The 15,164-nt window shown below is 35.8% G+C and carries 8 protein-coding genes; 4 read left to right on the top strand and 4 right to left on the bottom strand.

Features of this window, described 5'->3' with window-relative positions:
- Positions 1-60: 60 nt before the first annotated feature.
- Positions 61-582, top strand: coding sequence for a methyltransferase (locus VK161_RS10805; protein ID WP_324214799.1), 522 nt, complete (start codon positions 61-63; stop codon positions 580-582).
- Positions 583-603: 21 nt separating this feature from the next.
- The gene (locus VK161_RS10800; RefSeq protein ID WP_324214798.1) at positions 604-1,452 is read left to right on the top strand and encodes a glycosyltransferase family A protein; all 849 of its coding nucleotides are present in this window, start codon (positions 604-606) and stop codon (positions 1,450-1,452) included.
- A gap of 55 nt (positions 1,453-1,507) precedes the next feature.
- On the opposite strand, the gene VK161_RS10795 is transcribed toward VK161_RS10800, so the two are convergent.
- Positions 1,508-4,897 carry a DUF7619 domain-containing protein gene (locus VK161_RS10795; protein WP_324214797.1) on the bottom strand — a complete coding sequence of 1,130 codons (3,390 nt, stop codon included), beginning with the start codon at positions 4,895-4,897 and terminating at the stop codon, positions 1,508-1,510.
- 303 nt (positions 4,898-5,200) lie between these two features.
- Between VK161_RS10795 and VK161_RS10790 the strand changes: the two genes are divergently transcribed.
- A complete protein-coding gene (locus VK161_RS10790; RefSeq protein WP_324214796.1) occupies positions 5,201-5,950 on the top strand; it encodes an ABC transporter permease in 750 nt (249 codons plus the stop codon).
- Positions 5,947-6,723: an ABC transporter ATP-binding protein gene (locus tag VK161_RS10785; protein WP_324214795.1), complete on the top strand. Its 777-nt coding sequence runs from the start codon at positions 5,947-5,949 to the stop codon at positions 6,721-6,723. The genes VK161_RS10790 and VK161_RS10785 overlap by 4 nt, the downstream gene beginning before the upstream one ends.
- On the opposite strand, the gene VK161_RS10780 is transcribed toward VK161_RS10785, so the two are convergent.
- The 3 genes from VK161_RS10780 to VK161_RS10770 all read right to left on the bottom strand — a co-directional run bounded on the left by VK161_RS10780 (position 6,709) and on the right by VK161_RS10770 (position 15,107).
- A complete protein-coding gene (locus VK161_RS10780; RefSeq protein WP_324214794.1) occupies positions 6,709-10,470 on the bottom strand; it encodes a gliding motility-associated C-terminal domain-containing protein in 3,762 nt (1,253 codons plus the stop codon). The genes VK161_RS10785 and VK161_RS10780 overlap by 15 nt on opposite strands.
- A gap of 59 nt (positions 10,471-10,529) precedes the next feature.
- Positions 10,530-13,976, bottom strand: a complete 3,447-nt coding sequence (locus VK161_RS10775) for a gliding motility-associated C-terminal domain-containing protein (protein ID WP_324214793.1) — start codon at positions 13,974-13,976, stop codon at positions 10,530-10,532.
- Positions 13,977-14,045: 69 nt separating this feature from the next.
- Positions 14,046-15,107, bottom strand: a complete 1,062-nt coding sequence (locus VK161_RS10770; RefSeq protein ID WP_324214792.1) for a mannose-1-phosphate guanylyltransferase — start codon at positions 15,105-15,107, stop codon at positions 14,046-14,048.
- Positions 15,108-15,164: the final 57 nt, after the last annotated feature.

Genomic DNA, 15,164 nt, shown 5'->3' with positions numbered 1-15,164 from the left:
GTTGTTTATGGTTAATAGTTAATTTTGTGCAACCATAAACAATAAACGACAAACTGTTCAATGTACGAAAAAACATTTCCAAATAAACGCTTCAAACTTACTTTAGAATTTTTACAAAAACACATTTCAACGTCGGAAACGATTTTCGATTTGGGTGTGCCGAATCCGTTTTCTAAAATCATGGAAGAAAATGGGTATACCGTAAAAAATACTAAAGGAGAAGATTTAGATAACGATCAAACTGCTTTACATACGGAAAGTTACGAGGTATTTACCGCTTTCGAAATCTTTGAGCATTTACTCAATCCGTACACCGTTTTACAAAACGTAAAATGCGACAAAGCACTGATTTCAATTCCGCTTCGTTTGTGGTTTTCACCTGCCTATCGAAGTAAAACTGATATGTGGGACAGGCATTACCACGAATTTGAAGATTGGCAACTCGATTGGCTTTTGGAAAAAACCGGTTGGAAAATTGTCGATCGAATAAAATTCACACATCCGGTTAAGAAACTCGGATTCCGACCGTTATTGCGTTATTTTACGCCACGGTATTACATGGTTTACGCCGAAAGGAAATAGTCGCAGTCTCAGAAAACAGCCATGAAGTACTATATTGTCATTCCGTCGCATAACGAACAACATTTTGTTGCTCAAACCTTACATTCTTTGGTGGAGCAAACGGTTTTACCATCAAAAGTGGTGGTCGTGAATGACAATTCTACTGACAGAACGGAAGAAGTAATTAATGCTTTCGCCAATGAACATTCGTGGATAACTTTGGTTAATTCTACTTCGGACGCGATTCATTTACCCGGAAGTAAAGTCATACAGGCTTTTCAAAAAGGATTCGAAACGTTGGACAACGACTATGATTTTATTGTAAAAGCCGATGCCGATTTGATTTTTCCTTCGAATTATTTTGAAACCATCATCCAACATTTTCAATCGGATGAGCGAATTGGAATGGTCGGCGGATTTGCTTACATAGAAAAAAACGGCGAATGGATTTTGGAAAACCTAACCGATAAAGACCACATTCGCGGTGCGTTCAAAGCCTACCGAAAAGAATGTTTCAAACAAATTGGCGGATTAAAACCTGCTATGGGTTGGGATACTGTTGACGAGTTATTATGTAAATTTTACAATTGGAAAGTCGTTACCGACCAATCGTTACAGGTAAAACATTTAAAACCTACAGGCGCCAACTACAATAAAACCGCTCGTTACAAACAAGGCGAAGCTTTTTACACTTTGGGCTACGGATTTTTCATCACAGCAATAGCTTCAGCTAAATTGGCAATGATGAAGAAAAAACCGCTTCTTTTTATCGATTACATTAGAGGATTTTGGAAAGCTAAAATGGCAAACAAACCATTATTAGTTACTGATGAACAAGCAAAATTCATTCGCAACTACCGTTGGAAAAAGATGAAAGAAAAATTGTTTTAAAAAAATCCAAATTCAATAATTCGAATTCGGATTTTTTAAGTTTAAAATCTATTATTTATTCTTTACTGATCTTAATGACTTTGCTTTCACCTAAACTGGTAATTTTCAGAAAATAGACTCCTTTGTTTAGTGATGAGAAATCAATTTCAGTTTGCAAATCATTTACTTCTTTTCTCAACACAACTTGTCCTAAAATAGAATTCACTTCTATTGTATCGATAATAGATTCATTGGATAGGTATAAATTGTTTTTAACCGGATTTGGATAGTATTTCAATTGATTAAATACTGAAATAGCATTTCCTAAACTGGCTACAAACTCTGTAGTAAATACCTCGGTTACTATTGGCGGATTAGTGTCAAAATAGATGCTTGCAAAATTGGGAATAACATCACCAACTGCATAGCCTGGCTTGGGTTTTATTTGAAAAGTCACATATCCTTTGCCTGTAGTAGTTCCTTCAATAGATGGAGGTAAATTGATTCCGTTGAATTTCCAAGTTAAATTGGTTCCTATTCGTTCCAAAATATAATCTGCACTTGCATCAATCATTTTTAAAGATGAAGGTTCCAACTTATCATCTAAAACATCTGTAATTTTTACAAAATTAGCACTAGCTGTTCCTGTATTTTCAAAACGAATGGTGTACGTCAAATAATCATCTGGAGTAAAACTTGAAAACAGTATTTTACCACCGTGAGATTCTTTCTTGTCATTTGGATCATACGGGCCAACTACTGTTTGAGTTAAACTGGAAGTATTATTTCCCGGAAGTACATCTCCAAGAGGCATTGTTATAGAAGCAGAACTGGTAAGTTGATCGCCTAAATCTGTAGTTGGAAAAGTGGGAACTAACATTTCTATAAAAATATAACGCGTTTCATAAGGCAATAAATTAGTGAAATTGAAGGTAAATCCGGTTCCATTTATTATTGCATTAGGTTCAGATGTACCAATTAGGGTAACAGCACTAGGTTTTGTATAGGTTATTGTTCCCGAAGGCACTAATTGATTAGAGTAATTTCTGTAAATGATATAATCGTTATATACTTCACCCAAACGCGGAGAAAAGCAAAACGGAATTACATGAACGGACAAATCTTGATAAGGAATGGCATTAATTGGAAAATTTTTAGTTGCTATTCCGGAACCCGTTGGAACTGTTACATTTGAATACGAAGTCGAACAAGAATTATAGATATAATAAGGTGTATCAACATTATAGGTCAAATTATAAACAGTAGTTGGATCCGATTCATACAAGTATTGTGGTGTAGAAGCATAAATGTTGTGAACCACACCTCCATTGATTGAATAGTCATAATTTCCGTAAGGGAAACTTACTTCCAAACCATTTTGGTTTCCATTGGAATCAGAATCAATAAATGCGTTAAGTTTTAAACCATCACTAACATTTAAAATTATAGGCAACAGACCAATTGATGACTGATCATCGGTGTATGCATTGACCGTAACACCATTGTAAATTCCTTCAAACGTTGAGTAAAAATTATTAGCAACAACTCCGTTGGAAAGATCGGTTTGAGTAATGATGTAAAACGCTTGAAAGGTTGTTGTATCGGATGTTCCAACTGCAAGACTAGCAATTGGTCCGCCTGTAAAATTAGTTACATTAGCTACCGAAGTAACTTCAACGTTAGTCACGGGAGCATTTCCTATATTTGAAACCGTGTAGGAAATAGTAATTGCATCGCCAACATTGGTAAAACCGTCACCGTTCAAATCAAAATAAGCTGCAGTATGACTCACTGTTAGTGGTGATTTTACATATAGATAAATAGAGCTTGTGTGGCAATAGGTCGGATTAGCTACTTCGCAAGCGTTGTAAGTTAATTGATAATAACCCATTGGTGTTGAAGAAGGAATAGTAAGTTGACCTTGAGCGCTCAATGTAGCGCCAATAGGGTTTGCATCTAATGTTAAAACCGCATCTGTTGCATTTAAAGGTAATCCATGCAATAAGTCGTTGGCCAATACATTAAAATTCCCTCCTACACCAAAAACGGCTTCTATCGAATCATATTCCAAATGAATATTATATATATCATGCAAATCAATCAGAAGTGTTGTTGTAGTGTTAAAAGTTGTAGTAGAAGTATTTGTAACTACAACTGAAAAATTTTCTGTTGATTCTTGTAATGTATCCATTAATGCTTCTATTGGAACCATTACATACATTTGTCCTGCTGGAATTGTAACAGTTGTAGTAACTGAAGTAAAATCACTTGTTCCTGCTGTTCCCGTTTGAGTAGTGACTTGCAAAACCGTGTTGGTTGATAACGCATCTGAAATACCCACAATAACATTGTAAGTATCTCCTTCATTAACACCATAACCTCCATCGTCGGCAAAAACTACTAAATCGGGCAATCCATCATTATCTTTAATTGACACCTCCGACACAACCGCTATGTTTGTTGTATTTCCTGAAGCAACCGTTGCGTTTAATGTGAACTTTTCAAGAGGTTCATCAATGATATCATTTGTAGTAGGAATTGCTATTGTTGTTGTTCTACTTCCTGCCAATATGGTATGTGTAGCAGTAGTTGATGTGTAATCGGTTAATGATGCTGTTCCGGGAGAAGTCGCAAAATTTATAACCACATTAGAATTGTAAGGTCGATTTAAACGAGCCGAAACAGTTGCTGCTTGACCTTCATTAACTAAAGTACTATCAATTGAAACTGTTGGTGTGGTATCGTTATCTAACAAAGAAACTGTTTTAGAAAAAACCGAATTAGTTGTGTTTCCGCTAATCACGCTAGTTGTTAGTATAAAATCTTCATCAGATTCAATTAAAGCGTCGTCAGTAATTGAAATACTTGTTCCTGCTAGAGTTTGACCTGCTGGAATAGTTAGTATTGTATTGATAGCCGTAAAATCAGCTGAACCAGCTGTTCCATACGAACTAACACAAGTAAATGAAATGTCGGTATTAAAAGGATTTGACAAACTATAGCCTACAGATAAATTTCCGGCACCTTCATATTTACTGAAAGAACCATTTGAATATAAGGTCGGAATTGTGTCATCATCTGTGATGTAAATATAGCTGTAATTGGAAGCATTGGATGTATTACCGGTAGTCACAGTTGCCGTTATTCTGAAGTATTCATTTTCTTCTGGAAGCGGATCATTTATGGTATTCACATAAAAAATTGAACTCATAGTCTGACCTGCAGGAATGGTTATTATTGTGTTGATTGCTGTAAAATCAGAGCTCAAAGCGGTTTCCGTTTGAGTAGTTACTGTTGTTGAAATTGGTGTTGCAATTGCACCTGATATTGCCAATCTACAGGCTACAGAATTTCCTTCAATAGCATTACTTGATGAAGGATAGTTGAAATATAAATAGGGATTTTGAGAAAATACAGTATTTAAAAACAACAATAATAAAGCAGTAAAAAAATGGTTCTTTTTCATGTTTTTTGGTTCTTTTGTTACAAAGTAGATGTAAAGTAAAGAAAAGAGTTGCTTTAAACAATCTAAAAATTAGAATTTGATGGTTTTGAATGAGAATTCGTTTTTTTTGAAAAACTGCGTTAGGGATTACCTTTCGGTCTGTTCGGCCTATGGCCTCGAGTGAAATGAAAATCCTTTTGTGCAATGCAATGGAACAAAAGATTGAAACGAATAGCCCGACCCGAAGGGAAACGCCCAAAAAAACTATAACTACATACTGTAAAACTCATAACTTCTCACTATTTTTGACCATATTCTAAAATTATGATGCTCGTACGCTATTTATCGCAAATAGGAAAATACTTTTTGATGCTGAAAGAAGTCTTCAACAAACCCACTAAATGGAGTGTGATGCGCGGACTTATTTTCAAAGAAATTGATGACTTAGTTATTGATTCTCTTGGGATTGTGGCCTTCATTTCGTTTTTTGTTGGTGGTGTAGTTTCGATACAAACAGCGCTTAATTTAACCAATCCATTGATTCCGAAAGAGTTGATTGGATTTGCAACGCGTCAATCGGTGATTCTAGAATTTGCACCTACTTTTATTTCCATTATCATGGCGGGAAAAATGGGTTCGTTTATTACGTCAAGTATAGGAACCATGCGTGTTACTGAGCAAATTGATGCGTTGGAAGTAATGGGAGTAAACTCGTTGAACTATCTGGTTTTTCCAAAAATTATTGCACTTCTACTCTACCCTTTTGTAATAGGAATCGCTATGTTTTTAGGAATTTTAGGTGGTTGGATGGCTGGAGTTTACGGCGGATTTACCTCAGCAGACGAATTCATCAAAGGGATTCAAACCGATTTTATTCCGTTTCACATTGCGTATGCATTCATCAAAACAACTGTTTTTGCGATGATTTTGGCAACCATTCCATCGTTTCATGGTTATTATATGAAAGGTGGTGCTTTGGAAGTGGGAAAAGCCAGTACTGTTGCCTTCGTATGGACTTCTGTAGTAATAATTTTGGTTAACTATATACTAACTCAATTACTTTTAGCAAAATGATAGAGGTAAAAAATGTTGAAAAATCGTTTGGCGAATCGAAGGTTCTAAAAGGAATTTCTACCGTTTTTGAAACCGGAAAAACCAATTTGATCATCGGACAAAGTGGATCGGGAAAAACTGTTTTGCTGAAATCATTATTGGGAATTTTTACACCAGAAGTCGGAACTATTTCGTTTGATGGCAGAATTTACTCCGATTTGACTGCAGATGAAAAACGAGAATTACGCACTGAAATTGGAATGGTATTTCAAGGAAGCGCATTATTCGACAGCATGACAGTTGAGGAAAATGTAGGTTTCCCATTGAAAATGTTTACCACTAAAACTCCGGCTGAAATTAAAGAACGAGTTGATTTTGTAATTAATAGAGTGAATCTTATTGACGCCAATCACAAAAAGCCATCTGAAATTTCGGGTGGAATGCAAAAACGTGTGGCGATTGCTCGTGCGATTGTAAACAACCCTAAATATTTGTTTTGCGATGAACCTAATTCAGGTTTGGACCCGAAAACGGCAATTGTAATTGATAATTTGATACAGGAAATCACTCAAGAATACAATATTACAACGGTGATTAACACGCACGACATGAACTCGGTGATGGAAATTGGCGAAAAAATCATCTTCCTTAAAAACGGGATTTTGGCTTGGGAAGGCACCAAAAAAGACATCTTCAAAACGGATAACGAGGCGATTGTTGACTTTGTATATTCATCAAATCTGTTCAAAAAAATCAGAAAAGCGCAGATCAAAGGTGATTTAGCGGGCGACTAAAACCCAACCGTGTTTTTCCTCTCCATTAGCTAATGTTAGTATGTAATAATAAGTAGCAGCTGGAAGAAATTCGTTGTGCATGTTTTGTCCTCTCCAACTATTTGAATAGTTGTATTCTTCGTAAACTAATCGTCCCCAACGACTGTATACTTCAAATTTATCGATATCAAAGCCTGATAAATCAAAACTGTCGTTACTACCATCATTGTTGGGTGTAATTATATTAGGAAAATCACACAACGCACTTGCAATATCGATACTTTTTGTTTCCGAACAATTATCATTATTGGTAACTGTCACCGAATACGTTCCGATTTGTTGATTGGTAATTACAATTTGACTATTAGTGCTACTGAATGCACTTGGACCTGACCAAAGATACGTTACAGAAGACGGATTAAATGAATTTTCTATGGGCAGGATCCGTATTGTAAATTCTGTTCCATCACATAATGATTCTAAGACAAAATCGGGATTAGGATTAATCTGAATGGTAATTGAAGCTGTTGTTTCACAACCGTTAAGCGATACTTTTACGGTATATTCACCTTCGTTGGCTTCAACTGCATTTGCAATAGTTATGTTTTGATCATTGGATGAAAAACTATTTGGACCTGTCCATTCAAAAACAGCATTGGGTTGATCATCAATTTGTAATTGTATTGTATCATTGTTGCAATACACTTGGTTTCCACTAATAACTGGAACAGTTGGTCCAGCATTATAATTGATGACTACTGTCGATTCATCTTCAGTCCCACACAAACCATTTACGGTATAATTAAAGATGTATTGTCCGTAATTGGCTCCCGTTGGTGTCCAAGAATTTCCATTTAAGGTTCCGCTTGAAGTTATTTCTTGCCAAATTCCTCCATTATCAAAAGTGCCATTCAGCAGATTAAATAAATTAATTGGTGCTGATGTTCCGCAGATTGTTAATGTGCCATCTTGACCAGCATTGGGTGTATCAACATCATTTACTACAAAAGAAATAATTTTATCAATACAAGACAAAGTGGATGTTGAATAGATTCTAACGTAATAAGTGCCCGGTGAAGTAACTGTTGAAAATGGGTTAAACGTCAAACTATTTGTTGTACTCAGAATAGTAGCGGTATCAGTTCCTTTCCACCATTGATAACTTAGATAAGAAATCGCGGGAACGCTTAGCTGCCCGATTTCGCCTTCACATAAATTACTTGGCTCTATTTGAGGTTCAGGAAGCGTATTTAAATCAATTAATTTATTTAAAATATTACCACAAGAATCTAGAATTTGGAAATTATAAATCGCCGGCTCTAAACCCGTAAAAAGATTTGAATCTCCATTATTAACAAAAAACGGAACACCATCTTTTGAAGTAATCGTATACACAAATGGTGCAACACCAGATGCAATTATAACTACTTCTAAACTTCCAGAATTACAAGAAATAGTATAACCTGAATCGATATTTAAAGCGCCGGTAAAATCAAATGTTTTAATCACTTCTATACACGATTGAGTAAGATAAAATCCATTTTGATAAATTCTGTAGACAATTAGAATTCGAAAAGTACCTGTAGTCGCAATGTTATAATTAATTGATGAATTAATTAAAGAATACGAATTGAGGTTATTAGGATCAGAATTTTCTGGATATGGAATACCGGTTATTGGATGCACCCATTGATTATTTACTGCATCATATTTTTGTAACCAAAATGTTTGTCCTGCTGCTCCATTATTAGGATATTGCAAATTAACATCAAACGAACCACAATTGGGTATAATCGTTGAATTATCAGTACCAACAAAGCCTGTTAAAGCGATTGTTACATTTCGTTCAACATTACACTCATCTTTACTGTAAAACGTATAGCTTCCTACTGGCAAGGTATTCATACAGAAAAAACCATTACTTGCTATATTGAAAGAAACATCATAAGGTAAAGTAAAAGGAAAACTAGCTGGAGCTGCAGTAATTATAAATTCTAAAAACGCACCGTTTGGAGAAATAAAAACAACAGAATCATAATCGGGTCCACATCCTCTAGCTTGAAGAAAAACAAGTGGTCCTTGTGATACTATTACTGGAACTACCGCAATAACTTCTTTAACATTTCCACATTCGTCAGTAACTACTAAAGTGTATTCACCTGATGGAAGATTTTGGATAAAACATCCCGAATTATTTATTGTTGAGGATGCATCATAAGGTAATGGAAAAGTAAAATTTGCAGGCGCTGCTGTAATAATTACTGACACAAATTGACTATCGCTAGTCAGCCTAATTGTCCCATAGTTTGTAGAGCAACCTGCTAGATTATTGGTTTCTACTTCTATTTCTAATCCATATTCGGGTATCGTAACTGGGATAGAATACGTATTCCCACAAATACCAATTCCTTGAAAAAGATAATTCCCCGGAACAAGTAACAAAGAATAGTTATTATTTACTATGTCACCTGTTGCGTTAAATGGAACCTGAATACCCGAAGAATCTGGAGCTTCAACTATTATTACTGTGAGGATATCTTCAATTATTATTTGGTAATTTCCAGTACAAGGAATTTCTATTAAAATATATTCTGTTTCGGGTTCCTCTATTACAAATGTTTGCGCAAAAGTGTATCCGCAAGAATCTGTAATTTCTACAGTATATGATCCTGTAGGCAGATTCTGAGAAGGTGATGAATAATTTATCGGAAAAGTTGTAAACGATCCTGAAGCATTTGAATTAAAATCACCAGGATTAAAACCAACTGGTGCATCAGTGAAATTTACTTGATACGGAGGCAACATGTTACAAATGCCATCTATGAGTAAATAATTACTACAGTCAATTCCAATTCCACCCGACAAATTAAATATCGATGGAGCAGCAATCACGTTTCCGAGAACTTCTGTTTCAAAGTTGCAAGGACCAGTAATAACCACATCATAACTGTATTCTGGTACATTATAGAAAGGTATGGTATAGTTGGATAAAAATAATGAAGGACTTCCAGATGTAATGGTTTCATTTATTACGATTGGAGCTCCACCACCTGGAGGATAAATGGTTATTTGAATCTGTAATGGATAATGAATACTATTTCCTGCCTGAGGTGCGATTTGGAGTGAAATCTCTCTTGTTCCACAATCCACTAAAACACAGGTTTGAGAATCATCTTGACCAACTACAACAATTAAATCGGGCTCCTCTAATTCTTGGATTGTATGAGTTTGAACCACACCATCTCCACAGGCATCATTTACTCTAATATCATAAGTTCCAGCAATTAAATTTGGGAAAAAACCAGAACTTTGTGGTGGAACTGTTATTGGTCCGGCAATTATTTCGAATGTAACTGGAGTACCATCAGTAACTTCAACCGTGATACTACCTAGTGTAAAACAACTTGCGGGTTGGCTGGATAAAGAAAAAACAAGTGGTACTCTTAAGTCTAAAATTTCAATATCAACTTGTTGTGAATTACTTAAATTTCCTAGAGATTGTGTTGCAATTACCCTATAAAGTCCAGAACTCAAACCCGTCAAATTGACATCAGTAACTACCGCTACTGGGTTTGTTAAGTTAGGATGCAAATAAACCGAATAAATAATTGTAGCTCCAGAAGTTGTATTGGTTGTTGTAAAACTCAAACTTCCGTTTCCTGTGCACGTCTCATCTGTTTTGGTAACTGATAACGTGAAATCGGTTAATTGTGCAAACGCAAATTGAGTAAATAACAAAACGAGCAATCCTAGAAAAAGTTTTTTCATACAGACAACAAATAAGATTTCATAAATGTACAAAAAAACTTAATGTTCTGAAAACTAATTCACTTCACTCCAGAAACCAAAACCCAACCTGTCTTTGTAGTACCATCATTCAGCGTTAGTAAAAAGTAGTAAGTTGATTCGGGCAATAATCCTTCGTTATTATTTTGACCGTACCAATCCTTTAAATAGTTTTCTTTTTCATAAACTTTTCTTCCGTAGCGGTTGTAGATTTCCAATTTGGCTACATCAAATCCTGATAAATCAAAAGTATCGTTGAATCCGTCATTATTAGGAGTAATCACGTTGGGAATTTCACAATATGTTCCTAAAACGGTTATTGTTTTTGAATCCAGACAACCAGTAACATTGATAACTTCAACCGTATAATCACCCACTTCATTTCCGGTAATATCAATTGGATTTCCAGTTTCATTAAATCCGTTAGGTCCAGTCCAATTAAAAGTGGCTAAAGTCTCGTCAAAAGAATCATTCACTACTATAGCCGTCAATAAAAAACGGGAAGCAACGCAGGCTTTCTCTAATTCAAATTCGGGCAACGGATTTACAATCACTTCTATTGATGACGAACCCGATTCGCAACCATTGACAATCGCTTTAACAGAATAAATTCCATTTTGTGCGGAAGAAATAGAATTAATTTGTGGATTTTGCTGCGTAGATGAAAAATTATTAGGTCCAGACCAAACATAAGACGCATTAGAAATTGAAGAAGCAAATAAATTCAACTGTTGTCCATGGCACAAAATAGGATCAACAGAAGCTACAGGAACATCGGGAATAGGCTTAATTTCGATAATTATCAATGATTCATCAAACAAATCGCAATTCCCTTCAACTCTATAGGCAAATTGATATGTTCCGGGTAAAACTGTTGATGAATCCCAACTTGATCCACTCAACATTCCGCTTGTAGTTACTTCCTGCCAAGTTCCATCTGTGGTAAAATTTCCTTGAAGCAGCGAAAACAAATCAATTGTTCCTTGATTTCCACAATACGAAAGTGAAACATCATTTCCGGCTTGCGGATTGAATCCTTCTGAACTAATGGTAAAACTCAAAACCGAATTCAAACACGAATTTGGATTTCCGTTGTAAACGATACTAACATAATAGGTTCCTGTATCAATTGCGGCATTAAAAGGGTTGAAAACCAGTGTATTTGTTGTACTTAAAATCGTACTTGAATTGGTTCCTTTCCACCATTGATACTGTAAAAAATCAAAGTTTGGAACACTCAATGATACCGGTTGACCTTGACAAATGGTTGATGGAGTGATTTCGAGCGGATTGGGAATATTAACTTCAAATGAGCTATTCAAAATATTGCCACAAACGTCTTCTACCTGAAAATTATAGACTGCTGCTGCCAATCCGGTAAACAAATTTGATGTTCCGTTTTGTACCAGAAATGGTTGGCCGTTCTTTAATGTAATCCGATACAATAAAGGTCCGAGACCAACTGCATTAACCACAACTTCAAATGTTGTATTGCATGAAATACTGTAAATATCAATAATATCGGGCTGACCATCGTATTCAAATTCGTGAAGCACTTGCAAACAATTTTGAGGAAGGCTATTTCCTGTTTCAAATTGCTGGTGCTTTTTTATCACTCTGAATTGCCCCGTAAATGTCAGATTGTAAGTCGTAGCATTATTGGGTAATAAATAAGAATTCAACGGTGTTGGATTGTCTCCATTAGTATACAAAACTCCGGTTCCAGGATGTCCCCAAGAATTGGATAAAGGATAAAACTTCTGCAACCAAAACGTATTTACACTGGTAGAATTATCCGAATATTGAACTTGTACGTCAAATGACCCGCAGTTGGGTGTTTCTTGAATGGAGATTACTTCTTGATAATCAGGTATAGTAATGGCAATTGTACTTGGAGCATCGCAGGCATTAGTTACTGTAAAAACATAATTCCCTGAAGGCAAATTATTCAATGTAAATTGATTATTAGAAATGATTAACGATGTAAAATTTTGAGGAAGAGCACCAACATACTCGCTAGGAGCAGCAATGAGTTGCACCGAATTCATCTGACCTGCTCCGATAATTTTTAAACTTCCCTTATCATTAATACAACTTTTCAATACTTCAAAAGTTGGCGGAAGATTCACAGGGTTTATAGTTGCAGTAATTGTAGATGGATTCAAACATACATCCACCACATTAAAAACATACGTGCCAGCAGGTAAATTCTCCAACACAGCAACATTAGCATTATTAATTGTTGCTGTAAAATCATACGGCAGATTCCCAACATAACTTGGAGGAGCCGAAACCAATACAATTTGTGTAACATTATAAAAAGCCAACGATCCTTGATTACAAGTCAATCCGTAAACAAATGAATACGGAGGAAAGTCTTGTGATTGAATTTGAACGGTATAGGTTCCTTGTCCACCACACAAACCTGTAGCGTTAAAAACATAAGTCCCAACAGGTAATGGCTGACTCACATAACCACCCAAAACGATCTGAGAAGTCAAATTTTCAGGTAATGCATTCGGATAGCCTGCAGGTGCAGAAATGAGTTCTAAAGCGCTAACATTGTTAAATCTTATGATTTTTGTAGTACAACTGACATTCAAAAGAGTATAAAATACATTGGTCGATAAATTGTTAATAGTACCATTTAATGTATAGGATATTCCACAGCCATCAACAATTGTAAAAGAATAATTATACGGTTGTTGGGAATAAAGCTGAACAGTTGTTGAGAATTGATTTCCCGAATTCAAGGTTGAATTGGTTACTACTGTTCCTCCTGTTGGCGGATACACTGTAGTTTGAATTTGCAATGGATATTTAATAATTCCAGTTGGTGAAACTAAATTAAAACCAAAACCAATTGAAACATTTGTACATCCAACAGCTGCTGGTGTTATCAATTCAAATTCTAAGGCTGGACTCGCACTCTGAACAGTATGGGTTTGCACAACTCCTTCTTCACAAGCGTCAAAAGCACGAACTTGGTAGGTTCCTGCGGGTAAACCTGTAAAAATATTGGATGATTGTAAGGGTCGTATTTCTGGACCTGAAAAGAGTTCAAATTGAACAGCATCTCCTGTTATTTCGGTTACAGTAATCACACCATCAGAACCACAAATTTCTTTTTGACTCGTGACTTGGTACGTCAAATCGATTACATCATCTTCAATAATAGCGTCTTGAAATTGGGTTCCGCTTTGGTTACCCAAACTCTGTGTAGCAACCACTCGATACGTTCCTGCGCCTAAACCGGATAATGAATTGGCACTCAAAACAGAAATCGGAGTTGTAAGATTGGGAAAAAGGTAAATCGAATACACAATGGTTGAGCCGGGAACTGTGTTCGACACATCAAAATTCAAAGCACCATTGTTTGGACAGGTTTCGTTGGTAGCAGTTACATTTAGGTTAAAATTTGACAATTGAGAATACCCTAAATGGAAAAACAGCAACAAAACCAAAACAAATTTTAGTCTTATTTTCATAGCAGCAATTTTTCTATTTTAACTTAAAAAATCAAAATAGTACCGTGAAGATAATTATTTTTTTGAAAACTACAGATTATTCGCCAAAGAAGTAATGCGTTTGATGTCTTGTTCTTTGCTTTTTGGGTAAATTAGCAAGACACCTTCTTTATCAACAATAATGTAATCGTGTAAACCATCAATTACAATAATCTTATCAGCATCCGAACGAACAATGTTATTGGAAGCATTTTCCAAAATAACTTTCGCATTAATTACGCCGTTGTTGTTTTCGTCTTTTTCGATTTTGTCGTGCAATTGTCCCCAAGTTCCAAGGTCGTTCCAATCAAAAGTAGCTGGTAAAACATAGACATTGGTTGCTTTTTCCATTACAGCATAATCAATCGAAATATTTTCGGCTTTATCGTAATGATCGGTAATGAATTGCTTTTCTAAATCAGTATTGTACGCTTCGTAACCTTGTAAGAACAGAGCATTCATCTGAGGTTGAAATTTTTCAAACGCTGCTGTAATCGACTTGGCACTCCAGATGAAAATTCCGCCATTCCATAAAAAATTTCCCGCTTCTAAAAACGATTTCGCGGTTTCATAATTGGGTTTTTCACGAAATTGATTCACTTTTTTGATGGCGTTCGAATCGGCTTTATCGTATTCAATATAACCAAAACCCGTATTCGGAAATGTAGGTTGAATTCCCAAGGTCATCAACGCATTTTCAGTGGCACAATAATCAAAACACGATTTTAAATTTTCGGCAAATGCCACTTCATCTTCAATCCAGTGATCGCTGGGGGCAACCACCATAACGGCATCTGAATTTTGCTTTTGAATTTTGAGCGAAGCATATAAAATACAAGGTGCTGTATTCCGCATGGCGGGTTCTAATAGCACTTGTTCAGGCTTCAACAACGGCAATTGTTCTAAAACGATGTCATTGTAACGCTCGTTGGTCAGCACCAAAATGTTTTCGGCTGGAACTAATTTTGATAAACGACTGAATGTCTTTTGTATCAACGTACTTCCTGCGCCTAACATATCGTGAAATTGCTTTGGAAATTCGGTTGTAGAAACAGGCCAAAATCGAGATCCAACTCCACCCGCCATTATAATTGCGTAATAATTCTTGTTCATTTTTAGTTGCTGAGTTACTGAGTCCCGATAGCTATCAGGAGAGTAACTTCTTTTTTT

The sequence above is a fragment of the Flavobacterium sp. genome, from assembly GCF_035299245.1.
Taxonomy (GTDB): Bacteria; Bacteroidota; Bacteroidia; order Flavobacteriales; family Flavobacteriaceae; genus Flavobacterium.
Note: the sequence above shows the minus strand (reverse complement) of the source record. Positions and strands in the feature narration are given on the sequence as shown.